The organism is Bdellovibrio sp. SBM16 (assembly GCF_056175625.1).
Genome location: NZ_JBJKJG010000001.1, coordinates 41,432 through 66,078, shown reverse-complemented (window position 1 = coordinate 66,078; position 24,647 = coordinate 41,432). Strand labels below are relative to the sequence as shown.

The following is a 24,647-nucleotide window of genomic DNA, read 5'->3' as shown; positions in this document are numbered from 1 at the left end:
CAGACGAGCACCTACATAAATTGCACATCAGTCAGACTTCAGTGTAAAGAAAATTAAAAAATATTTTTGTTAATTTTACGCCAGCGACGGGCCGGCAAGCAGATCGCCGTCGTCGATTTGTAAACCTTCGTTTAATGAAATAATGAAGTTCACAAAATGCTGAAGCGCAACATCTGTCGCAGATCCCTTCATGTACTCCACACCGTGACGAACCACTTCTTCTTGTGCATCGTACGTCGCGTGCTTCACTTTTACATGTAAAGGAAAGTAAGTTTTAGAGTTAAGGTAAACACGTAATGCGATCTCTTCGCCCACTTGGAACGACCCCATATGTTTATCTAAAGTAAAAGATAAACCATCGCCCGAAATATCGTACATCGAAACTTTGTATAAACCTTTTTCCGGCAACACCAACATGCCACTAATTAAGTCAGATAAAATCGTACGCTCAACCTGACGGCGTTCTTTTAGAATAATTGGCTGAAACTTGCCTTTAAGTTCCTGCATATTAAGCAGTTTTTGATCGCTACCACCGATTTCGTGAGTATTTGTTGTATTTACTGTTTTCAGACGTGGCGTAATATCGATCACTTTTGCCATTTTATCCCCCTGGGGTCACAAAGCTTCCCCTACCTATATGCACTACTCCTATCGGCAAAAAATTGTCTTAACTTGAGATCCAGAAATGATACAGTTTAAAGCATTATGTTGCGTTTAACGGCGCTGACAGCGCTTAGTCTGTTTATACACTTTCTGATGTACCAAGGGGTCTGGCATTTGCCAGCACTGACCAGACCTACGTCGAGTGAGACAATCATCGAAGTCGTCGAAGAAAAACCGCAGGAAAAACGCAATAATAACTTCGAAAAACCGGTGGTTAAAAATTCGAACACACCAGAACCAAAAGACATGTCCGATCCGGCGCAGTTTATAGCCGAGAAAAACCAGCGTTTTGAAAAACAAACCCGCGCTTCAAAGCTCGGAGCTTTTGAAAACCGCGATCCTTCGCGCGGCCAACAGAAAGCAAACTCCGCCCAAAACCAACCAGCACAAAAAAATCCGGCAAGTCACGAAGATGGCGATGTGCCTGAGTTTGCCAAAGCCCTACATCAGGAGATGCAGCAGCAAATGGCGCGGGTGCAGGAATCGACAGTACCCTATGAGTTACCCCGCGAAATTCAGAGTGGCTCTGCCACCAATTTAAATGCCGATGCCCACATCTATGCGTCGTTTTACAGCCGCATTTTAAGTTTATTTTACCCGCGGTGGGCCGAGCGTTTAGATGCGCTGTTTGCCCGAATGCCGACCGATGTTTACAAAACCCTCGCTGGCAAAGCCTGGACGACCGAGGTTGAAATCTGGCTTGATCAAACAGGTCTTTATCAAGAAGGCCTGATCATGCAGAGCTCTGGTTTTAAACCGTTTGATGAAGCGGGTATCTACGCGTTTAAAAATGCGAAGTTTTTTCCGAATCCACCCAAAGCCAAAGTCCAGTCTGACGGTGGTCGCGTTCGTCTTAGGTACAGAATTCGCGTTATCGTGAACTGAGAGCACAGCCACAGCCCCGGTTTTCAGATAAAATAGAGGAATGAAATCAGTACTATTTTTCACTCTTATTTTCGCACATTTCACCGCCCAGGCCATGACCACCGAGATCGGTTTAAGTTACGGTTTTTCAAAGAAAAATTTTAATGCGACCAACTACTACCAATCTGAAACCAAATCCGCATCATTGTCATTTTATCTCTTTGAAAAAATCGCGTTAGAGCTGAGTTACACCGAATCGTTTTACGAAAATCAGGAAAACGATGTCACTTCACAACGGGTGATCCAGCAGACGTCAAATATTGCAGGCACCGATTTGATTTTTATTTTAACTGACCAGCGCAGTGATTTTCAGCCTTACATCAAAGGTGGGGCAGCCTACATTACCAAAAAAGCGTTGATCAAATACCAGAACGCCAACGCCTATGAGATTCCCACCAAAGATGGCGTAGCCCCAAGTTACGGTGTGGGATTAAAATATAAACTGACTGAAAAATTTTCGATTCGCTTAGGTTACGACATATGGAAAACGCCGATGGATGACGGCACCAAAACCGAAGATACCGCCTTTAAAGCGGGACTTAACTGGTTTTTATAATCATGATACAAACCACCCTGCTTGCTTTTACTATTCTGCTTCTTTCAAGCTGCCAGCTTGGCTATTATTTTAAGTCAGCCAAAAACCAGTTTTCAATGATGGCTGACCGCGTGCCCGTACACGAAGCCCTCGGCGACAGCGCGCTCACCGAAGCGCAAAAAAGTAAACTCCGTTTAAGCCAAGCCGCGCGTGAGTTTGCTTTTAATGATTTACATTTAAAACAGACTAAAAATTACGACACCTACATTGATCTTAAACGTCCCTATGTAACCTGGGTGGTCAATGCCGCTTACAAATGGGAACTCAAAAACTACCAATGGTCTTACCCGATCATTGGTAAAATGCCGTACAAAGGTTTTTTCAGCGAAGAAGAGGCCAAAGAAGAAGCCAAAGATTTACAAAAACAGGGCTTAGACACAAATGTGCGCGGCGTATCGGCCTACTCAACTCTTGGTTGGTTTAAAGATTCAGTGTTATCGTCGATGCTTCGTTATAAAGACCATGATTTGGTAAATACGATTATCCACGAAATCGTCCACACCACGATCTACATCAAAAACAACGCTGATTTTAATGAACGTCTGGCGGTGTTTATCGGCAACAAAGGCACTGAAATGTTCTATAAAAAACATGAAGGTGCAGACTCGCCAACTCTTAAAACCATCTTGGCCGAGTACGAGGATGATAAGCTTTTTGCTGCTTTTATCTCTGAACAGATCAGACAGCTCGAGAGCTGGTATAAATCTAACTCTGAACAAAACGAAAAACTGCGGCAAGAACAGTTTGCAAAGATCAAAGAAGCTTTTAGAACGCAGTTGAGCCCTAAAATGAAAGCCGCGAGCTATAGCCGGTTTTTAACTGAAACGATGAACAATGCAACTCTTGGTTTACTGCGCACCTACATGGAAGACTTGAGCGATTTCGAAAAGCTTTATGCTCAATGCGGCGAAAACATGGATCAATTCATCGAAAAAGTAAAAACGCTAGAAAAATCCGACGATCCGGCGGCCGACCTCAAAACACTTATAAATTCCATTTAAAAGACGCACAAATATCAATCTGAGACAACCTTAGCACTACTGTAGTTTTAGTTTACTACCGATATAGTGTCGTGTTGTGTGTAACCAAATTAATCCAGATTGTAATCGCGATTTTATATGTCGTATGGGGGACATCTTGTTCACCTTTCGCTGGTTTAAGCACCATTGTCAACTTAGAATCTACTCAACAGGCAGCTCCTCCGATAGCCTACTTGGCGACACCGTTAATTACAAAAACAAAGAATATCACCATTCGTCTCACATCCTGTGAAGGCATAAGTCAAATTTACATTTCTGAAAATGCCACTCCGCCCGAAACCATTGATATCGGCTGGGAAAACTGCATTAACAGTTCTAACGATTTCAACTATCAACTTCGCAATTCATCTGTTGGCCCCAAAACGATTTATGTTTTTGCACAGAAAAACAATGTCGTAAATCCCAACCCGGTACGGACTTTAAATATCACTTACGCGCCGGAGTTTTTTTTAGGTACGAGTGATGGTTTACCAAAACATGTTGTCTTTGGTTTAAATCGTCCTTATTACCCGTTTTTTGATGGCACTTCATTATGGTTTTCTGATTATGCCAATAACCGTGTCTTAAAATACAATTCTATTCCGACCAGCAATCAAGCAAAACCGGATTTGGTTTTAGGACAAACCGGGCTTACAACCGTCGGTCAAAATTTTGCTGGACTTGGCCCTGAAACGTTTAACGAACCGCTCGGTGTTCATAGCAACGGAAGCAAGTTTGCCGTTGCTGACCATATGAATCATCGTGTGCTTATTTTTAACTCTATACCAAGTCAAAACTTTGCTGCAGCAGACGTTGTGCTCGGACAACCTAATTTTATTTCGGCCCAACAAAATTATTTTGGCGTAACAGCACAAAGCTTATATCGCCCCTACCACGTTTACTTTGTCGGAAATAAATTTCTTGTGAGCGACTCATACAATAACCGCATCTTGATTTGGAATAACGTGCCAACCCAGAACAGCCAGCCTGCTGACATTGTTCTCGGACAATCTACGATGACGACCAACACCGCCTCAACGGCCACCATGAGCCGGCCAATGAATTTTGATTCTAATGGTACAAACTTAATTGTGGCAGATTATCTCAACAATCGCGTTTTGATCTGGAACACGTTTCCTACAGTATCCGGTCAGCTGCCAGATTTAGTGCTTGGACAAAACGACTTTACAACAAACCAAGCCAATCAAGGAGGCCTCAGCGCTAGCTCACTTCATGGCCCGACTGCCGCTTCAGTTTCCGGCACGAAATTAGTAGTAACTGATTATAACAACCAGCGTGTGCTAGTTTGGAATAACTTACCAACCAGCAATAAACAACCTGCGGATGTTGTCGTTGGCCAGCCCGACTTTACCTCTAATGCGATAAACAATGGGGGCGTATCGGCAAAATCACTCTATAGCCCTATAAAAGCTACGATAGCCGGCAACAAACTTGTTGTGGCTGATGCCAATAATAATCGTGTTCTCGTCTTTAACTCTATACCCACAACTAACCACGCCAGCGCCGATGTCGTAATCGGTCAGCCAGATATGATTTCAAATGAAACGAATAATCCCGGCAACGGTGCTGCAGCGACTTTAGAGCCCTACATACATGTGCAGGGATCTAAAATTCTGGCAGCAGACCCTGAAAAGAACAGGGTTCTTATCTGGAATAACCCACAAACAAATAACCAAGCGGCAGATCTGGTTTTAGGCCAGACTGATTTTGTCAGTACAAAAGCCAATCAAAACGTGAGTCGCTCAGCTTCGACGCTTTCTTACCCTATTTCAGTCACATCGACTGCGAGTGGCGCCGTATTTGTAGCTGATCGTAAAAATTACCGCGTACTGAAATGGAATACATTTCCGACCCAAAACGGACAGAGTGCAGACGTAGTTCTCGGGCAAGCGGATTTTACAACCATGATAAATACCCCGGTGACCTCATCAACTTTTAGTACGATTGGGCAGATAACTACAGATGGCACGCGTCTGGCGGTAGCCGATGATGATAATCACCGTGTGCAAATTTGGAATTCGATTCCAACTTATAACAAACAGCCCTCAGATGTAATCCTTGGACAAAACTCAGAATCAACGAAAACTGTGAATTTTCAAGGTATCAGTGCTTCCAGCATGAATCAGCCTGGCTCTGTTCTTTTTGCAGGCTCAAAATTCATTATTGGTGAAAACAATTACAGAGCACTGATTTGGAATACCATACCCACGAGTTACAATCAGCCAGCACACTTAGTTTTAGGGCAGGCTGATTTTATCAGCACAACAAACTACGGCTATCAGGATTCTTTGCGTAAATTTGATTCATTCCCGTCAAGTTTTTACTCTGACGGAACCAACTTAATGGCCAGTATTGGCGGTGGCCACGCCCAGTTAAAAATTTGGAATTCATGGCCAACCACAAATTTTCAAGAAGCCGATGCTGTCTTTGGTATTGATTTATCTTCGGTCTACGCCGTGAAAAAAGCTTTTACACCTGACCCCTATATTTATAACGATATTAAAAGTATTTATTCAGATGGATATCGCTTATTTATTGCCGACAATGCACGCATCAGTGTAACACCTTACCCCAATATTTTACTTTCGCAAGTTCAAGTGAGTTCAAACAAAACATTCAATTTTACCGCGAGAACATGCCAACATATTTCAAAAATTCTATTTACCGAAAGCACAGATATGCCAGATGAAAACAGTTCTGGCTGGTCAAATTGCACGACAACTAAATCTGCTCTTCGCCATACGTTAGTTTCTAATGAAGAAGGTTTGCGTCATCTGTACTACTGGTACAAAGATGATCAAGGTATTTTTAATCCTGTTGTTCAAGGTAAAGTTTCAGTTATTTATAAACATTCAAACCCTACAACCCCTACCATTGGATCAAATTTAACGGGAGCTACGAATGCAACTTCAGGAACGTTTACCAACTACTCAGGGCATTGCAATAATTCAGCTGCGTTTTACACTTCGACTTCACCAACCAAACCCACAGCAAACGACAACAGCTGGCAGATTTGCGCACCCACGGCAAATGCATTTGAAATTCCGGCGAATCTAACTGATGGCACATACACATTTTATGTCTGGCAAAAAGATTTAGCGGGTCTTGTATCTGCAAACTACACGTCTATGACAGTCACTATCGATCGTACACCGCCGGCGGCTGTACCTATCCTGGCTATCAGTGAAAAGTATGTCGGCACAAAGTCGACGTTTAAATTTACTGCCGCAGATTGTAATGATACACAAGCATTGTTTATTAACGAAACTGACACAGCGCCATTACCTGGGGCTGCAGGCTGGCAAACGTGTTCAACAGCGGCCTCAGCGTTTACCTATGCAACCGCGACAACCACTCAAAATATTCATTTTCTGCGTATTTGGAATAAAGACTCTGTGGGCAATGTTAATCAAACCCCTAGGCTACTTTCGGTACAACAAAATTTCTTAGGCGTTTTAGGCCAGATCAATAGCAGCACTATTTTTTCTGCGCAATATGGTTTTAATACACCACGCGGAGTTGACAGTGATGGCACGCGCTTAGCATTAGCCGATTACAGCAATAACCGTGTACTGATCTGGAATTCATTACCGACAACCTTTCAACAACTTCCCGATTTAGTCCTAGGACAAGATACTCTTTTAAGTATCAGCGCCAATAAAGGCTTAGCTTCACCGACCGCGTCGACTCTGAATTCTCCGAATGATGTTAAATTTATGGGTAATAAACTTGTTGTAGCGGACTCTGCAAACCATAGAGTATTGATCTGGAATACAATTCCTACAGTCAACGGTCAAAGTGCAGACCTTGTTTTGGGTCAAACAGACTTTACGACAAATACAGCGAACAACGGCGGCATTTCTTCCGGAACATTAAACTTTCCCGCAGCTTTAACCTATAATAATCAACAATTTTTTGTAAGCGACAACTCCAACAACCGCGTACTGATGTGGGATAGTTTGCCAACCCAGAATAAACAACCCGCGAATTTGGTCTTGGGACAGCCTAATTTTTCTTCAAGCACAGTCAACAATGGCGGCATCAGTGGAGCAACGTTAAATTCACCTTATGGTTTAGTTACATTTGGTACTAACAAACTTGCTGTTGCAGATTATAACAACAACCGGGTTTTAATCTGGAATAATATACCTACAATAAACTCTCAATCTGCAGACCTTTCATTAGGGCAGCCAGATTTAGCTTCAGGCACAGCCAACAATGGTGGAACATCGGCACTTACCCTCAATAGGCCGGTGTACTTAGCCACAGACAATACGCGCTTATTTGTGAGTGATAATATCAATCATCGGAACTTGGTATGGAATACGTTTCCTACACTACAACGACAAGCCGCAGATATTGTTATTGGCCAGGCTAACTTTAGCTCTGCTTCAACGGGCACCGCATCGGCTGCAACAAATGCACCCTGGGGTATAGCTTATGCCGCCAGTAAACTCTTTATCTCTGAAAGTACTAACCATCGCATCAGCGTAAGAAATACACTGCCTGTAAGTCATGGCTCTGCGGCAGATTATGTTCTAGGTCAACCTGCCTTTGCAGAGAGTTCAGTAAATCGTATCGCACCAACTGCTGTGACAGCGAATACCCTTCGTGATCCAAGTTCAGTCTTTACAAACAACAGCCATAGCCTGGTCGCTGATAGCTCCAATAACCGCGTGCTGATGTGGAATAACGATGAAGTTAGCGGCACTGCTGCTATTATTATAGGTCAACCTGATGGCTCATCCACGACAGGTGCTGTTTCTCAGTCAAGTTTAAATATACCAACGCATGCAATTATTGTCGGAAGTAAATTACTTGTTGCAGACAACATTAACAATCGAATCTTGATCTGGAATTCAATACCAACAGCAAACAACCAAAGTGCAGATGTCGTCTTGGGACAAAGTCTCTTTACGACAAATACTGCAAATAATGGCGGCGTGAGTAGCACCAGTTTAAATCGACCAACGGCTTTAGCTTCTGACGGAAATATTTTGGTCGCGACAGACTCTTCTAACCGTCGAGTTTTAATTTGGAACACGATACCTACCAGCAACAAACAAGCTGCCGATGTGGTTTTAGGACAAAACTTATTTACGACTAACACGGCTAACAACGGCGGCCGTTCAGAATTTACTCTAAACAATCCCACCGCCGTGCTTATTAGTTCAGGCACACTTATTGTTGCAGATAGCGGAAATCACCGCGTGCTCGTATGGAACACAATCCCGACATTGAGCGGTACACCTGCAGACACTGTCATCGGCCAACCCGACATGAACACGGGCAGTCCGTCCAGTGGAGACTCACGAATGAATTCACCTCAGGGTCTTGCCATACTCAATAATCGACTTTACATCTCTGAAAACGTGAATAGCCGTATTCAGGTGTGGGATTCTATACCCACAACGAACAATCAAAAATCGACACATATTATTGGTCAAAACAGCAAATTGAGTGTCACGGCTAATCAGAACGAAATCTCGGGCTACTCTTTAGCTAGACCTAAAGGCATTTCTGCCTGCGGAAGTAATCTGTGTATTACAGATACAAACAACCATCGTGTACTCAAAATCAACTTAAACACCGAATAAAAATCGCATCAGATTGTGCGACTGCACGCCCGGAGAAAACTTCGTATAAAACTTGCGGTCTAACTCAACTTGAGATTTCATTTTATCGGCCAGGTTGTCGAGGCTGTAGAATACACAGTTGGTGTCGAATTCTTTGACCTCTTTAAATGCTTCATGCATCAGTAACGGCAACTGATACGCATACGCCAGATTGTATGCGCCAGAGATTTTCGTTTTTAAATACACATCAAAATAACGGTTATTCGGATGCATCAGCGGCATAACAAATTTGGCGGCCTGCAACTCTTCTTCTAATGTCTCATCCGGCACATAGCCATCATAAAACTTGAAATAGCTTTCAAGCCCAGCCTCGCGCACCAATGTTTTAATTTTCGGGCCGTCATGTGTCTGACTGTTGCCTAACAACGAGAACTGGTAACCTTTAAAAGCTTTCGCATCTTTTTTGACCATATCTATCAGGCCAAAATAATCCCTGCGGTCCTGTTCTAACACCCCGGGAATTGCAATTAGTTTGTTATTTGCAAAATCAACCGGCATGGCCACAGTCACTGGGTAAAAGGCTTCGACTTTCTCAGGCGCAAATCCATGCCGCACGACATAGTCTTTATTAAAATCTGCCAGCACCAGATAATTCTTAACTTTGATATTGATAAATTTCTGGGTAAAGCTTTTAACAAGGCTGATCGGGTTATGGTGAAAACCGACCACCGGTGTTTTGTTAAAAAATGTTTTAACCACCAGATTGCGGATGTTCTTACCCTGAGCTGAATTGTAAACAATTAAATCGTAGTGACTGGCATTGATCAGTTCGCCTGCTTGTTTCCAGCCGATCTTTTCATTGATCAGATGCACATGACGAAAAAGTTTTAGCTGCGGCATTTTATTATAACCGGCCTCAGGTATCGCAATATCGACTCGGCACCCTTGCAGCGCACGCACAAAAGGTTCAATAATTTCGGTGTGCGAAGTGCTCAGCTCAACCAGCAAGACTGATTTCATGCGAGATGAAGCCATTTCTTACTTCTCCTCAATAATCTGCGGCGGCGGAAGCTTTGTCGGTTTGGCTTTTGGTTCTTCACCTAAAACCAGGGATTTTAATCTAAGATTGATATCCTGTTTGATAGCCAGATAGTCTAAAAACTTTTTATCACCCAGCAACGACTTCATCTTCTCTAGCTCCTGCAGACTTAGGTTGTTGTAGGCTGTTAAAGTTTTTTTGTAGTCTTTAATGATCTCACTGGCGCGGGCTTTTGATAGCCCGGGATTTTCTTTACTTTGAAACGACAACTTCTGCAGCTGCATTGAAAGAAGAGTTTTTTGTTTATTTAAGTCGCGGTGAATATCGGCGAATTTTTTTTCATCTGCGGCGGACAAATTCAGTTCATCACTGACTTTCCAGATAAAGATGTCTTCGACAGAATTTTTCTTGGGAGCCGGAGCAATCTGCGCAAGCGTTGGCAAACTGATTAAAATTGAAAAAAGGACTGTTAAAAAAGACATTTCTCAAATTATGTCTATTTTTGCGGAACTAAACAAATGAATTTGGACGTCCGTTTCCAAGATTCACTTTATTGTTGCCCAACTATGCTGGCGTTAAATCCGGTACGAGATCAAAGTTGTAAATCCACTCCCTGGTTAGAACTTAATCTCTCATTTAAGACTTCTGCATAAAAATCAGAATCATTTTGTACTGCTGCCGCCATCTCTACCCAGTCTTGTGGGTTTTGCAACGCCTGTTCAATAATCATCTGCTTATTTGAAGCGATCTGATTTTGTGAACTCATGTCAAAAAGTTTTAGACTCATTGTGGCCAGACCTAAGCCCAATGTCAGGCTGATACCGACCATACCCATCTTCACAAGGTGAAGCGTTTTTATATTGTTGGAGGGGCGATAATAACGGGCCTGACGTTCTAAGAACACCCACGGCTTGGCCCACTTGCTGGCAGCAGGCTTAACTTCTGTTTTTGCGACATCGGCCATGATCTTGTCATGCAGCCTATCGAAAAACATATCATCCATGGGAAGCTCGATTGGGTCTTCCCGCTTTAATTGTTCTTTCAATCCCTGATTTTCTTTCATTTACTCAGCCTCCGCATACTTTGTATTTAGTTCCGTGAAGAATCCACCAATCTCGTTTGTCCAAGATTTTAACTCTGCACGGTCTTCGAAAACTTCTTTTAATTTTAACAGCGCATGTCTGTAGTTCGCTTTAGCTGTGTCGTATGGACACTCCATCACTTCAGCGATTTCAGAAAAGCTCATGTCTTCGTATACACGTAACACCAAAGCGGTTTTTTGCTTGAACGGAAGTTTTTCAACTTCAGCATTTAAGATTTCACCGACGGCTCTATGAACAAGAGATTTCTCAGCCTGGGGGTCAATACCCAATTGAACATCCTCTATATCAGAATAATCGTAGCGGTCTTCACGCAATTTATTGCGTGCCGTGTTCACCGTAATCTGATACAGCCAACTCTTGAAAGACGAACGTCCTTCGAAAGAGTTTAGTTTCTCGTAAGTCTTAATAAAAGACTCTTGCACCACATCCTGTGCAATATCCAGGTCTTTAACAAATCTCATACTTAACCGTAGCAATCCCTTTTGATGTCGTTTCACAAGTTCTGAGAACGAAGCACGATGACCGTTTCGTACTTCTTCGACCAATTGTAAGTCAGTCTTCTCTACTTGAATCATAGACACACCCCTGTCTAAGTTCGGTTAACAAGTTTTCTACGCTTCTTAACCTTTTTTCATGCTGCCCCCTCTAAGAACCTATTCCTTAGATCCCAGCATGCTTGCCAATTATTAAAGCAATACGCAGGCCAACAGCACAAGAGTCAAAATGGCCTAACATATTGAATTAATTAATCTTTTTAGCGTTTAGTAATATCATGTATAAGAAATTTTTATGCCCGCAAACATTCGCACATTCTGCAGCGATAACTGCAGCTAACTATATAAAGCTTTTAATGATTTCTCCGACAAGTAAACCAGACCTTAGTTCAGGGGGGGGGGTGGGGAATGACTTGGATCATGCGATCTATTCTATCAGCTTTTGTTTTATCGATGCCACTACATATATATGCTGTGACACCACTTACTGTGGGGACTTCTGGCGCCGGTGGAGTCAAATCGATAACACCGACTTCGTCTGTATTAAAGGTGACAACTTCGGCTAACGCCATTTGTAAATGGTCGACGAAAAATCAAAGTTATCAGTTGATGCCTGCGAAATTTAAATTTACCGGCGGCACACGTTTACATGAACAGGGCCTAACCGGGTTAAAACCACAGACAAGCTATACTTATTATGTTGCCTGCCAAAACGGAAATGCCGCAAGCGCCGTAACTGCTATCCACTTCACTACGGCTAAGGTACCCGTGGCGCCCGCTGTTGCCTCTGCAGACAAGGCAGCGGCCCCACTGGCTCCGGCTGTAACTTCGGTGACCACATCAGTTAATCTACCGGAAATTTCTTACGCGGCTCTTCCGGGCAACGCCTTTCTCTCAAGCCCAATAAATAATTTTACGGCCGGAAAAACTTGTGTGGTTTACCAGATTTTTGATAACAGCCCGGCTTATAATAAAGTAATAACCGAAATTTTTTCTCGCGAAGCCACAGTCGATGCGGCTGCTTGCAAAAAGTTTATCGAAAAACATTATCTGCCGTTTCACGGGTGCGCTGGACACGAGGTTGACAGCCGGTCGTGGTCAATCATCGGGGTCTTAAAAAACCCAAGCAGCGAACCGATTAAATTTGATGCTGCAAACGGTAAGGAGAACCTTGCCATTGAGCAAGGCAGCGGCACTATCGTAATGGCACCGGCTAAATGTGCAGCCGCTGATCTCGTCGGCGAAAAAAACGTATGGAACAAAGTGGATTCTTGTGATTACACAAAAACTAAGTTTTGCGTGAAAGCCGACATGCCAATTCTCTATCAAGCATCACCAAAGCTAGTTGAGCATGTCAGCGCCGCCACCGGCGACAGTAATATTAAACGCGACATGGGTTGGTGCGGGGCCGTCGCCTTAACAATGTCGACTTTAGGTGCCGTGTATTCGTCTAAGGCCGAAAGCCTGCAAGACCCGTTTCTCTGGAAGAACCGCTTACCTGCCTTAGAAAAAATTCGCGACATTACAGATATCCATGAAAGAACAGCGCAGTACGCTGATCTAATTTATAAAGTGGGACAAATCGCTTCGACCAACTGGGCTAAAGGGGGAACACATACAGACCGGTCGATTCTTAAATTTTTTAGCCGCATAGACCCTTCGGTTGGAAATTTAGTTAAATCTTCTTTTGAAGCCACCACATTAAGAAAAACTTTTAAGCTTTTAACGGATCAATTCAGCATTGAGGCCGCAGCAAAAAATTTAACTGTTGGACAAAACAATACTTTCGCGCGCGGCCAGGCCATTATAATGGATTGTTACCCGCAAAAAGTTGAGATCGCTAAATCAGATGAATTTCGCAATTACTGGAAAACGTCTGATTTCAAATGCCAATGGAAAAAATCTGGCCAAACCCATGCCCTGGCGGTTAACGGCCTGGAAGATGACTATTTAAAAATTTACGACCCGTGGGGTAAAATCTATAATTTAAAAGTTTATGAAAAAACCGAAGTGCCGCATTTAAATATGTAAGTGGCTCTTGCCATCCCTGCCGGTGATTCGGGCTACTTCAGAAATAACGGCATGATTCAAGATCTGCCTGCAGATTTCAGTCAGACGCTTGTATTGACCAAAAGCGCTCCGGCACCGGTTGGGCGTTATGTAAAAAACTTTTATTACGTTGCGCTTTATGGCTATCAAACAGCGGTTGTAGGAAAAGCTAAGGATCACTAATTATGAAATATAAAATACTTGTTATTGTGGCCATCGCAGCCGTAATTTACTGGCAAAAATCCGGTTTGCATTTAAAAACAGAGACAGCTGATGCGCCTAATGTGACTGTCTCAGCATCGATGGCAAAAAAAGAGCCGGCAGCTGCGACTGGCGCGAAATACGAATACATCACGGCTACTCCCGAGGATTTAAATGACCGCCGGTACAAATCGAATTCTTACATTGCAAATTTATTATTAGATGAGTCTGTGAAGAGGTCTTTGGCCAAAACCCAGCAACTTTTTAAAGACACCCCGAATGGCGAAGATATAGCGATCTGGGTGTGCTTAGGAAAAGTCTTAGATTCGTCACCGGGCTACGGCGAAGTTTTAAATTATGCCTTCAGCCGTTGCAGAACTTGGCGACTTTAAATAACTTTAGCGGCGCTGTTTACGGTTTGCCTGAACAATTAAACGGGTTAAATCTTCACACACATTTAAAATACGGCTTTTCTTGATATCGGTCAGGTTAACGAACTCAATGCCTAGCTCTGGGTTTTCTTTTGGCTTACGGCTGACAAACCTAATAACACTGCCGACCAGGAACACGGCGCGTTTACCGACTTTCAGGGATATAATAACTCCACTGCCCTTTTGAAAAAGGACAAGATCTGCCATTACGATCATTTTTGCGCCCGACTCAGAAAAGTTGATCAGCTTGGCTTCAACCCGGGCATTGCGGTTTAACGATGTAATGACGTAACATTCGTGCTGAAAATTTTCCGGCACCTCAAAACGCACATGACGGCGGCGGCGCAGCTCTAACATATCCAGGTTGTTGACAGGAACGTAAAAGCCTTTGCCGTCCTGAAGAATTTTAGACTTAAAAAAGAACACACGTGTGCCCACACGGAAACTGAACGCACAGACTTTGTCTTTAAGTTCGTAAACTTCCTGCGGCAGGATATAGAGTTTTCCGAAACGTTCTACTTCAGAAGCGGTCAGTTCAACGCGCACGATTTCATTGGTGCGACCATCAATAGTAATCTGGCACTTCTGAAAAATATTTTTTTTATAAATATTTTCGACTTCAGATTTTGGTAGTTTTTCGAAAAAGTTATTCATCTACAAACTAATTAGCGACGGTAACTCTGTTACGGCCACCCTGTTTACTTTGGTACAGGGCTTTATCGGCACGGTCGTAAACAGACTCCCACGTGTCCGTGTTATTGTACTGGGCCACACCGATAGAGATCGTTACCGGCACCTTACGGCCTTCAAAGATAAACTCGTGGGCTTCAACCGTCTGGCGTACACGCTCTGCCACTTCTGCGGCTGTCTTTAAATTTGTCGCCTGCAGTAAGGTGACAAATTCTTCCCCACCGAACCGGGCAAAATAATCGTTGGCGCGGACTAGGCGGGCCTGCATAAGCTTTCCTAACTCACGTAGGACGTAGTCGCCGCCCGGATGGCCGAAACCATCATTGATCTTTTTAAAGAAATCGATATCAAAAGTAATTACTGATAAAGGTTCATTTAGGTTTTTTGCCCGTTGAATTAACTCAGGAGCTTTTTCTAACAGCGCCCCTTTAGAGTAAGCGCCGGTTAAAGCATCTTTCTGCGCTTTTTCTAACGTTTTTTGGTTGGCGATGATTTCGATACTGCCTTTTTCCAAAAACTTAAAAATCACGTTTCCGGCTTTAATTCTATCGCTGTTATGCAATTTTTTTTGCACCATAGGTTGTGTCATCTGGTCATTCACCGAAGTTTTATTCGTTGAATTCATATCCATGATCACAACATCAAAACCAGCCTGAATAATTTTTGCATGTGAACGGCTTAATGAAGAATCGGCAATGTAGATATCACAGTCCGTAGAGCGCCCGATCGTCATATCCGGTTTGGTAATTAACCATTGTTTACCCACCGCTTCTGTCGGTCCCACAAGACAAACAAGGGCCGGTGGAGCATCATCAGCTTGTTTTAGCGCACCCTTAAAAGTGTCGCTCAATGCTCCCATCACCGTTGCTTCTTGTTGTTCGTTATGCTTCGACATTTATAACTCTCACCTTTTACTCAAAACAGTATGATTGATAAAATTATGATGATCAATCTTAGCCTAGACTTATGGGGCAGTCAGAAACGCATAAAAATACTGACTAAAATTATGATACAACTTGGCCCGCCGCCTACGAAACTGCAACGTCTTCTTCAATACGGTGAAACCCCTTCCACTCTTTCAGACGGCCGTGCGGACGTGAATCCGTTTCGGTGTATTCGAAAAGAACGTAGGTTAATTTAGTGATACGACCCAACGAGGTAACATCTAAAGAAGTCAGTTCTGTCCAGGTGCCGGTATTAAAATACTCTTTTCTGGTACCCCATTTACGGTATTCGTAAACATGAGTGTGGCCAAAAACCACCGAATGCACCCGTTCATCAGCGAGTATGCGCTTCGCAGCTAGACTTAAATCCGGAAAGATGGCACTTTCTAAAAAGATTTTTAATAGTTTTTTCAGCGGCCATTTATAGCGCGGATCTGCCGAGAATAAAATCTGGTAGATATACCGCGATAGAAGCCCGACGGACTTCATCATTACAGCAGTTTCATTAAACAGCGCCCAGCGGATCATCGCCCCGAATGGACGGATTTTATCGACGTGCGGGTAACGCTCTTTGATCTTCAAAACCAACTCAACGAAAAAATGTGACCCAAACGGTAAATTTAAAATCGGTTCAGGCACACCCTGTTTAATAAAAAATTTGCGCGGATCCATTCTATTGGCGGCTTCATGCATGTGCCCGTGCTCGATATGAATTCCGTCGACAAAATAGATAATGCTTTTGTACTGTAGCGGCTTACCGACATACTGGTCTAAATAATCACGGCAGGCCTGAAACATCATACCCTGATCATGATTACCGATCACATAGGTGATCTGACGAAATGGCTGCGCCAAAAAATCGCCCATTGCCTTAAAGACTTGTGAATGCGCCTGCACTATTTTTTTTAAGACTTCAAGAGCCACCGTTTCAGTGATGGCCGTCAAGTAGTGGCCTTTATAATCGACCTGTAAGAAATTTAAAAAATCACCGTTCACGATCACTTCGACTTCGTAATCACGGTACGCACCAGATGAATAGTACTGGAAAAACTCAACTAATTTATCGGCATAATAGAATTCTTCGAGCGAGTTAAGACCACCGTCTTCTAAAAGACGGCCTTTGCCCAAATGCAAATCACTGATCACAAGTTTGATCTTTTTTGCTGGTCTTTTAACGTCATCCGTGATCGTTGCTGCCATAACCTTCGGTTGTTCTAATCTACTTTTTTAAGTGCTGGTTTGTTTTCTTCTTGTAACTCTAAGTTAGCCATTGCTAATCGCAGAGCACGCGTTGTTCGTTTGAACGACTCCTGATTAGTGTCAATTACCTTATTTAATTCTACACACTTTTGACGGTAGCTTTCAACTTCAAGCTGAACTTGATCCATTTTACGGCGAACATCCAGGATTTGTTCGTCTTTAGTCTTAACCAGCGCATTCTTCTCGGCACGGATTAATTCTAGACGATTTTCTAGTTCGCGCTCGCGCACACGAATTTTCTTTAAATCAAATTTCATTCTGGATTCAAGCTCTTCGATTTTCATCTGCGCTTTTACGATTTCAGCGTCTTTACGCATGATCTGGCTTTTTAAAATTGCCGTTTCATCTTTGAATGAACGCTCTAGTGAATCGCGGTCAGCTTTAAATTCATGTAGCTGTGAGGTTAATAAATCCGCACGTTCTTTCACGATCTCAGAAGCTGCAATTAACTCTTCATTTTGTGAACGAAGTTTTTCATTTTCACGTTCTAAATCTAAAATTTTCTCTTGGGCAATCCGTAAGTTTTCAGCTTGCGCTAAATTTGAATCTGCCGAGCCCCAGGCTGCATAACCGCTTGAAAACGCATTACCGCGCATTTGTCCGACGGATACTTTAACTTTATCACCGTAATCTTCAGAAGCTCGTTGCGAGAAACCGGCAACCGCTACAGTTTTTTCGCCATCGCCATTGTCGCTATCAGCAAAATCTCTTAATAACTCCGGCGCATCCGCCTGAATTTCAGTGGCTGCAGTTTTTTCGTTTTCACCAATGCTTGAATAATCATTACCGCCGGCTGCGATATTATCATTGCCGAACAGGCTCGGTTCACGGCTTGGTATATTCGCTGGCGGCTGCGGAACAGCTGCTTCAGCTACAGGCGGCGCTACCGGTTCTGAAGACAAGTTATCAAATAAACTTGGTTCTTCTTTCGAAGGTAATGCCGTAGCTACTGCCGGATCGGCGTCTTTCGTAAAATTAAATTGTGCCAATGGATCAGCAACTTCTTCAGCCGGGATTTCGAAAACATCACCTGTTGTCGGCAATCCCTCTAGCTGACCGACATCATCAACATCGATATTAAATTCTTCCGGTGAAAGACCGGAAACTGAAGCCTGATCCTCTAATTGAAGCAGGCCTTCAACTTCTTCTTCGGGAGCAGAAATATTTTTTAACAGATCGGGATCTAAACCTAAATCATTTGCAAAAGATTCATCATCAGAAATGGCTTTATCCACATCTTTTAAATCTTCCATTAACGAAGATAAAATATCATCCGCTGATTGCGTTTGCTCTTTTTTCGGTTTTTGGTCTTTTGCCATATCGTATTTATCGGACTTTGGAAAGGGAAACTTCAGTCATAATGTATCAAAATATTCTGTCTCATTTTGAAACATCAGTATAAAATTGAGCCGATAACTGAATCAATAACACTAAAACCTGATTTAGTGGCTCCATTCAACAAACTACCGTTACCCAACAAGACAATGGCCCCGTTTGAAAGCAGATAAATATTCGGTGCTCCCGAGATCACTCTAGGTGTCTCCCAGCCATCAAGAGCCGCGGTCGCCACACTTACAGCAGCAACACCATTTCTGTTGACAGCATTGACCTGAGTGAAATCGCCAGAGAAATATATTTTTGATCCTGAAAGCACCAGTCCTCTGACAGTGTTATTTGTCACGTTCGGATTCCAATTTAAAATGCTGTTGTCGGCCGTATTGTATGCTGCCATACGGCCACGCCCTACCGCGCTAATAGATGTAAAATTTCCGCCGACATACAAGGTTCCCGAAGAAGACAATAAACTATAGATAGTATTATTCGGATTAGGATTCCAGCCCGTATCTAAGGCTCCAGTTGTAGCATCAACACTAGCTAAATAACTCCGTGCTGTACCACTCACAGTTGTAAAGCCTCCTCCAATGTATATGGCCGAACCAGTTTTTGCTAAAGTTAAAGAAGTACTATTTAAATTCGGATTCCAAGGCAGCACTGCACCGTTAGCTAAATCAACAGCGGCAGCTCTATTACGTACATTCCCTGAAAAACTTGTAAATCCTCCACCGACATAAAGCGTATTGCTATCCAATAAAAATGCATTCACTCCACCGTTAAGCGCCCCGTTGACCACTTTTGACGGTAAAGCGCTGCGACTGTCAACAGCAGCCAGGTAACTGATGGCTTTATTATTAACGCTTGAAAATATTCCACCAATATAAATTTTGTTATTACCTGCTGTAATTGCGCTGATCGTACTGTTTACGTTGGGGTTCCATGTGGTTAAATTACCGGTGGTCGTATCAATAGCCAATAAGTTGTTACGCACTAAATTGCCGACCGCCGTAAAAGCACCACCCACAAAAACAGAATCATTGGTAATGGTGATTGCATTCGCTTGGGCGTCGGTTTCGGGATTCCAAGTGGTCACGGCATTCGTGGTTACATCCATCGCGCCAATACGGAATCGGCTAACTCCCGCAAGAGTACTAAATCCTCCACTTAAATATGCTGTATTGCCATCAATTTTTACGGAAGCAATTAGACCGTTTGCCCCAGGATTCCAATTGGTTAAATTTTGCGTCGTAAAATCATAAGCTACGCCATGATTTCGAGATGTGCCGTTGATCGAGGTAAAACTTCCTACTGCATAAATTGTGTTTCCGTCAGCTGAAGCCTCGATCATATTTATATAGCCAGAACTCGTGTTTAATACTGCCGGATTTAAATTTCCAGTATCGGCATTAAAGGCCGCAAAATCTGTTCGTGAAGATCCACCGACCAGCGTAAAGTTCCCATTAAGTAAAACATTTGTACCGTCGGTCGCGATATTACTGATTGATGTTACGCTACTGTTAGGACTCCAACCTGTTAATGTTCCACTTACTAAATCAACAGCGCCCATATAATTGCGAGTTGTACTATTGATAGTTGAAAATGAGCCAATCATATACACGGCACTTGGGGTAGCCACAAGTGAAGTCACGACGTTACCCGCCGTTGGTACCCAAGTGGTATCCAGGGCTGCGGATGTTTCATCAAACGCTGCTATGTAAGAGCGAGCTGTTCCACTTACAGAAGTGAAAGCTCCGCCCGTATAAATTTTTGATCCTTGTGAACTGATTCCGTAAACAAGATTATTCGGATCCGGCGGGTCCCACGATGAAACTTGCAGCGCGGTTAAATCAACTGACGCCAAACGTGCACGTTTAATTCCACCAGCAAGGGTAAAAGTTCCTCCGAGGTAGATAGATCCCCCAGAAGGCGCTATCGCGTAAACAGTATTGTTTGCTGGCGCTTCCCAAGCCGTTAGTGAAAGATCCGACAGTAAATAAGCTGCTGTCCGTGTACGTGGCGCACCACCGGTAGTTAAAAAACTTCCACCGATATAAAGTTTTGTGCCATCAACGGCTAAGGCATGCACGGACGCATTCGATGCAGGATTAAAACTGTTTAAGGCCAAAGTATCTTTGTTAAATGCAGCAATATAATTTCGTACCGTGCTGGCAAAGTTAGTAAACATTCCAGCTACAAATACATTTGTACCATCGCTTTCAATGGCATACACAGCACTGTTAGGATTAGGAGCATAGTTTTCAATTTCTTTGGTGTTTAGGTCATAGATAACAAAATTAGTACGTGACTGGTAACCAATCATGCGGGGGGCGGGGCCAGCAACAAAAACTTCGCTACCTTGAACAGCAACATGGTTGTAACTAGATGCTCCGATATTAAAAGTAGCATCAATGGCATTCAGTGGAGTGCCTACGACAGTTTGCCCCGTTGTTAAACTAATACGGGCCACAGCTCTTCCGGCTACAGCTCCGGTTGCGGTAAAGCTTCCAGCGATATAGGCATTACTAGCGCCATCTAAGGCAATGGACGTCACACTTCCGGTTGCACCAGCTAAAGCCAAAGCATTCAGTGCGGCAGTATCTTTATTTATAGATGCAAAAGCTGTTCTAGCTGTCCCACTGACAGATGTAAAGCCTCCACCGATATATAGATCTGAACCCGATAAAGCGAGGGCTTGAACTGTGCTGTTCGGGTTTGGCGTCCAATTGTTGACCGTTGCTGAAGCTATGTTAATTGATGCTAAGTTCGGCCGTGCTGCGTAACCTGGAATATTAAGATTTCCTGCGACAAATACACTGCCATTTAAGACAGAAATAAATTCACCAGTTGAACTATTAGTTCCTTGGGGGGTCCATGCTGTGACTGCCCCTGCAGGAGTTATTTCTGCAAAAGCATTGCGGGTATTACTGCCCCCAATAGTTGTAAATACACCAGCAGCTAAAATATTTGTTCCGTTTAAATAAATTTTATTTACATTACTGTTGGCATTAGGATTCCACGCTTGTAATGTTCCTGCAGTATCGATAGCAGCTAATCGGTTGCGTGTCGTACTATTTACACTTGTGAATGATCCGCCAGCATACAAAACGGAACCAGAGACTGCAAAAGATTTAACCGCACTGTTAAATGTTGGCGCCCATGTTTGGACAGCTCCCGTTGTCGCGTCAACCGCAGCTGCATAGCTGCGAGATTGTCCACCGATGGTGTTAACACCACCGAATCCAAAATAAATATTAGATCCAATTTTTTCTATAGTATAAACTGCATGTGTTAACGATAGACTGGCATTAAAGGCCGTGTTCACCGTTCCGCTGGCCTCATTTATTGATGCAATCGATACTCGCGTAGAACCTCCGATTGTCGTAAAATTTCCACCCGCGTATAAAGTACCGGTTCCACTGTCCATCAATAAAGTATTAACATCACTATTAGGGCCAGTTGTGAGCCATGTGGTATCTAATGCTGCAGTTGTTGCATCTACTCGCACTAAACGATTGCGAGCTGTGCCGCTTACATTGCTAAAAGCTCCGCCTATATAAATATAACTTCCATTTTTTAATAAAGTAATAACAGAACTATTTAAGTTAGGATTCCATGCTGATACTGTGCCGGCTGAAGTAATATGTGCCGCACGGTTACGCGTCACGCCACCAACACTTGTAAAAGTTCCACCAATATACCAACCCCCATCACCATCAGAAATTGCGGTATAAACTATTCCGTTAATCGTTGGAAAATTGGCCCAATCTGTTAATCCAGTGACAGCATTTAACGGTTGCGCATGGTTGACTGGCCCAACCGTCGTAAATTGCCCACCCACAAACAAATTGGTGCCGTCATCTTCAAAACTATAAACTGCATTGTCAGCTGAAGTTCGATCTAAAAGGGCTGCTGTAGCGGCATCTAATTTGGCCAGATTTTTTTGCGCTGTTCCGCTGACGGTAAGAAAGCTTCCGCCGATATAGATTGCGCTTCCGACTTTACGAATAACGTTAACTGTGCCCGTTACACCGGGGTTCCAGGTTGTATCGACAACCCCCGTAGTTGTATTCAAACGCACAAGGCGATCACTGGGTACGCCTCCAATAAGTGTAAAACTGCCGCCGACATATAAGGTTGTTCCATCTAAATACATTGCGTTAATCGAGCCATTGAAATTAATATCAAGCGCTCCTAAGGTGCCATCTGATAAGATGTGTGCGAGCCGATTACGAGCCACACCGTTCACGGACGTAAAGATTCCGCCAATGTACCAACCACCACTGCCATCGGGAATAGAAATATTAACTCCACTCTCAATAGCTGGAGTTTTGGCTTTTACTGTTCCGCTCGTCTTATCTAGAATTAAGCCTGTTGACGAATAACCCGCGTAAGGAAATTGCCCGCCCACATAAAGTTTCGCACCAACAATTTTAAGGGCGGTTACTGAATTATTGCTTACGGTAATATTATTCTCTGTCAGCTGCCCAGTACTCGCATTCAAAACGGCTAAACCTTCACGACCTGCACCTCCAGCAAATGGATCGAAGGTTCCACCCACATAAAGTTTTCCATTGTCATAGGCCAGTGCGGTAATTTCATCGTTAGTGGGTAAAGAACTTGTAAACCCGGCTACCAAAGTTCCTGATGTATCTACCGCTGCAAGCCTATATTTTGTGACTCCAACGATTTGGCTAAATGCGCCGCCGACATAAATCGTAGAACCATTTTTTTCTAAAGCATAGACGACACTATTCGGTGCTGGATCCCAGCTTGAAACTGTACGGTCAGCTTGAATATGGGCTAAGTTCGTTCGTGATACCGAACCCACCTGCGTAAATTGACCGCCAATGTACCAACCGCCGCTGCCATCGGGAATAACCGCTCTAATTTGTCCATTTACAACCGGAAAATTAGCATCTTGCAAACCATTCGTGGTATCAACGGGGGCGCCGTAACTATTGCGTCCGATGGTTTGAAAACTGCCTCCCATATACAATTTATCATTTTTGACATGCAAAGAATTAATCGTGGCGTCGGCGGCAATTTCTGCTGACAATACATTTCCTGTGACTTCATCAATAACCGCAAAATATGTTCTTAAATTTCCCGTAGGAACTTCTGTAAAACCACCACTGATTAAAATATAAGTCTGATATGATGTAATCGAAGTTACACTACTATTAGGCCCTGGATTCCAACTGGTTAACGAGCCATCAGTATCATTAACAGCCGCTAATCTAGATCTGGCCGCTCCCCCATTCAAAGTGGTAAAGGATCCGCCCAGATAAATGACAGATCCTTTTTTATGAAGGGCACTGACTGTGTTATTTGCATCAGGGTTCCATGCGGTAACATTATTATTGGCATCGATATGTGCCGCACGGTTACGCGCAACACTGCCGATTTTAGTAAAACTGCCTCCCACGTACCAGCCGCCACTACCATCAGGAATCATAGCTTGAATAGCACCATTGGCCTGAGGAAAAGCAGACACTTGTGTGCCTGAAGTAGAATTAACCAAAGAAGAATTACCACCACTTCCTACGATAGAAAAGTCTCCGCCAACCAGTAACGTATTAGAAACAATTTTCATCGAGTTAACAGTGCTATTTACTCCAAAAGTAATTGGCTCTAAGGCCGCCGTTGCCGGATCAAAAACTGCGATGTTGGCGCGGCTTTCCCCAGCGACCAAAGTAAAAATACCAGCGGCATGAATTTTTCCGTTGTATTTGAGTAAAGAATTAACCGTCGAACCAGCTTGCATACCTGCATTCCATGAAGAGTTAAAACTACCAGTGGTCGCATCGACTTTCGCTAGAAAATTGCGAGCTGTTCCTGAGACTGTTGAAAAGTTGCCTCCAACATAGAGGTCACCGCCGTCAAGAAGTAGCGCATTTACTTGAAAGTCAACGGCTGGCATTACAAATGTTGGATTAACTGATCCATCACTGTTGATGCGAGCCACTCTACTTCGAGCAATTCCATTAGCGCTGGTAAAACTTCCGCCGATGTACCAACCACCTGCCTCATCTGAGATAACCGTATTTATCGTACCATTAACCAACGGCATTGATGGGGTAGCTAGTGAACCTGTCGATTTTGAAATGGCCGCAAAAGACCCAGTACAGCGGCGGGCTTTCGTAAAATTTCCGCCAATCACTAAACGGTTAGCCATCGGCTGCGCTGCCGCCAAAGCAGCACCCTCTAAACATAATGGGCCTGTACCTAAAATTGCATCCCCATATTCAGAACCTGTGCGCTGCCAAAAAGGAATAGACGATCCCGCCATTTGAGCATGGACTA

Annotated in this window: 17 protein-coding genes; 7 read left to right on the top strand and 10 right to left on the bottom strand. The window is 43.4% G+C overall.

The annotated features are described in order from the left end of the window. Positions 1-75: 75 nt before the first annotated feature. Positions 76-600: a PilZ domain-containing protein gene (locus AC04MM_RS00275; RefSeq protein ID WP_475378311.1), complete on the bottom strand. Its 525-nt coding sequence runs from the start codon at positions 598-600 to the stop codon at positions 76-78. Positions 601-777: 177 nt separating this feature from the next. On the opposite strand from AC04MM_RS00275, the gene AC04MM_RS00270 reads away from it, so the two are divergent. The 4 genes from AC04MM_RS00270 to AC04MM_RS00255 all read left to right on the top strand — a co-directional run bounded on the left by AC04MM_RS00270 (position 778) and on the right by AC04MM_RS00255 (position 8,819). Beyond that, complete coding sequence (locus AC04MM_RS00270; RefSeq protein WP_475378310.1) at positions 778-1,548, top strand: energy transducer TonB family protein; 771 nt, start codon at positions 778-780, stop codon at positions 1,546-1,548. A gap of 40 nt (positions 1,549-1,588) precedes the next feature. After that, positions 1,589-2,143, top strand: a complete 555-nt coding sequence (locus AC04MM_RS00265) for an outer membrane beta-barrel protein (protein ID WP_475378309.1) — start codon at positions 1,589-1,591, stop codon at positions 2,141-2,143. Between the two features lie 2 nt (positions 2,144-2,145). After that, entirely contained in the window at positions 2,146-3,183 is a 1,038-nt protein-coding gene (locus AC04MM_RS00260) for an aminopeptidase (RefSeq protein WP_475378308.1), read from the top strand. 71 nt (positions 3,184-3,254) lie between these two features. Continuing rightward, complete coding sequence (locus AC04MM_RS00255) at positions 3,255-8,819, top strand: NHL repeat-containing protein (RefSeq protein WP_475378307.1); 5,565 nt, start codon at positions 3,255-3,257, stop codon at positions 8,817-8,819. On the opposite strand, the gene AC04MM_RS00250 is transcribed toward AC04MM_RS00255, so the two are convergent. The 4 genes from AC04MM_RS00250 to AC04MM_RS00235 form a co-directional block, all read right to left on the bottom strand. Further along, entirely contained in the window at positions 8,805-9,833 is a 1,029-nt protein-coding gene (locus tag AC04MM_RS00250; RefSeq protein WP_475378306.1) for a glycosyltransferase family protein, read from the bottom strand. The genes AC04MM_RS00255 and AC04MM_RS00250 overlap by 15 nt on opposite strands. A gap of 3 nt (positions 9,834-9,836) precedes the next feature. Then, positions 9,837-10,319, bottom strand: a complete 483-nt coding sequence (locus AC04MM_RS00245; protein WP_475378305.1) for a hypothetical protein — start codon at positions 10,317-10,319, stop codon at positions 9,837-9,839. A gap of 110 nt (positions 10,320-10,429) precedes the next feature. Further along, on the bottom strand, positions 10,430-10,900 hold the full coding sequence (locus tag AC04MM_RS00240) for a hypothetical protein (protein ID WP_475378304.1): 471 nt from the start codon (positions 10,898-10,900) through the stop codon (positions 10,430-10,432). Beyond that, a complete protein-coding gene (locus AC04MM_RS00235; RefSeq protein ID WP_475378303.1) occupies positions 10,901-11,515 on the bottom strand; it encodes an RNA polymerase sigma factor in 615 nt (204 codons plus the stop codon). A gap of 327 nt (positions 11,516-11,842) precedes the next feature. Here AC04MM_RS00235 and AC04MM_RS00230 point away from each other — a divergent pair, with 327 nt between their 5' ends. Genes AC04MM_RS00230 through AC04MM_RS00220 form a run of 3 tightly spaced genes read left to right on the top strand, consistent with a single transcriptional unit; the run spans position 11,843 to position 14,076 of the window. Then, positions 11,843-13,465 carry a hypothetical protein gene (locus AC04MM_RS00230; protein ID WP_475378302.1) on the top strand — a complete coding sequence of 541 codons (1,623 nt, stop codon included), beginning with the start codon at positions 11,843-11,845 and terminating at the stop codon, positions 13,463-13,465. Next, complete coding sequence (locus tag AC04MM_RS00225) at positions 13,466-13,666, top strand: hypothetical protein (protein ID WP_475378301.1); 201 nt, start codon at positions 13,466-13,468, stop codon at positions 13,664-13,666. A gap of 2 nt (positions 13,667-13,668) precedes the next feature. Beyond that, positions 13,669-14,076 carry a hypothetical protein gene (locus tag AC04MM_RS00220; protein ID WP_475378300.1) on the top strand — a complete coding sequence of 136 codons (408 nt, stop codon included), beginning with the start codon at positions 13,669-13,671 and terminating at the stop codon, positions 14,074-14,076. 6 nt (positions 14,077-14,082) lie between these two features. On the opposite strand, the gene AC04MM_RS00215 is transcribed toward AC04MM_RS00220, so the two are convergent. From AC04MM_RS00215 to AC04MM_RS00195, 5 genes are all read right to left on the bottom strand, one after another. Beyond that, entirely contained in the window at positions 14,083-14,769 is a 687-nt protein-coding gene (locus AC04MM_RS00215; RefSeq protein ID WP_475378299.1) for a PilZ domain-containing protein, read from the bottom strand. A 7-nt stretch (positions 14,770-14,776) separates the two neighbouring features. Beyond that, positions 14,777-15,700 (bottom strand): diguanylate cyclase, encoded by a 924-nt coding sequence (locus AC04MM_RS00210; protein ID WP_475378298.1) that lies wholly within the window; start codon positions 15,698-15,700, stop codon positions 14,777-14,779. A 133-nt stretch (positions 15,701-15,833) separates the two neighbouring features. Continuing rightward, complete coding sequence (locus tag AC04MM_RS00205; RefSeq protein WP_475378297.1) at positions 15,834-16,949, bottom strand: metallophosphoesterase; 1,116 nt, start codon at positions 16,947-16,949, stop codon at positions 15,834-15,836. A gap of 14 nt (positions 16,950-16,963) precedes the next feature. Beyond that, complete coding sequence (locus tag AC04MM_RS00200; RefSeq protein ID WP_475378296.1) at positions 16,964-18,328, bottom strand: hypothetical protein; 1,365 nt, start codon at positions 18,326-18,328, stop codon at positions 16,964-16,966. A 74-nt stretch (positions 18,329-18,402) separates the two neighbouring features. Beyond that, a complete protein-coding gene (locus tag AC04MM_RS00195) occupies positions 18,403-24,537 on the bottom strand; it encodes a hypothetical protein (RefSeq protein WP_475378295.1) in 6,135 nt (2,044 codons plus the stop codon). Between the last annotated feature and the right edge of the window lie 110 nt (positions 24,538-24,647).

What these genes read in the sequence shown, in the direction of transcription:
- AC04MM_RS00275 (WP_475378311.1), bottom strand. Translation starts at nt 600, where the DNA reads ATGGCAAAAGTGATCGATATTACGCCACGTCTGAAAACAGTAAATACA.
- AC04MM_RS00265 (WP_475378309.1), top strand. Translation starts at nt 1,589, where the DNA reads ATGAAATCAGTACTATTTTTCACTCTTATTTTCGCACATTTCACCGCC.
- AC04MM_RS00250 (WP_475378306.1), bottom strand. Translation starts at nt 9,833, where the DNA reads ATGGCTTCATCTCGCATGAAATCAGTCTTGCTGGTTGAGCTGAGCACT.
- AC04MM_RS00240 (WP_475378304.1), bottom strand. Translation starts at nt 10,900, where the DNA reads ATGAAAGAAAATCAGGGATTGAAAGAACAATTAAAGCGGGAAGACCCA.
- AC04MM_RS00215 (WP_475378299.1), bottom strand. Translation starts at nt 14,769, where the DNA reads ATGAATAACTTTTTCGAAAAACTACCAAAATCTGAAGTCGAAAATATT.
- AC04MM_RS00200 (WP_475378296.1), bottom strand. Translation starts at nt 18,328, where the DNA reads ATGGCAAAAGACCAAAAACCGAAAAAAGAGCAAACGCAATCAGCGGAT.
- AC04MM_RS00235 (WP_475378303.1), bottom strand. Translation starts at nt 11,515, where the DNA reads ATGATTCAAGTAGAGAAGACTGACTTACAATTGGTCGAAGAAGTACGA.
- AC04MM_RS00210 (WP_475378298.1), bottom strand. Translation starts at nt 15,700, where the DNA reads ATGTCGAAGCATAACGAACAACAAGAAGCAACGGTGATGGGAGCATTG.
- AC04MM_RS00260 (WP_475378308.1), top strand. Translation starts at nt 2,146, where the DNA reads ATGATACAAACCACCCTGCTTGCTTTTACTATTCTGCTTCTTTCAAGC.
- AC04MM_RS00230 (WP_475378302.1), top strand. Translation starts at nt 11,843, where the DNA reads ATGACTTGGATCATGCGATCTATTCTATCAGCTTTTGTTTTATCGATG.
- AC04MM_RS00245 (WP_475378305.1), bottom strand. Translation starts at nt 10,319, where the DNA reads ATGTCTTTTTTAACAGTCCTTTTTTCAATTTTAATCAGTTTGCCAACG.
- AC04MM_RS00205 (WP_475378297.1), bottom strand. Translation starts at nt 16,949, where the DNA reads ATGGCAGCAACGATCACGGATGACGTTAAAAGACCAGCAAAAAAGATC.
- AC04MM_RS00220 (WP_475378300.1), top strand. Translation starts at nt 13,669, where the DNA reads ATGAAATATAAAATACTTGTTATTGTGGCCATCGCAGCCGTAATTTAC.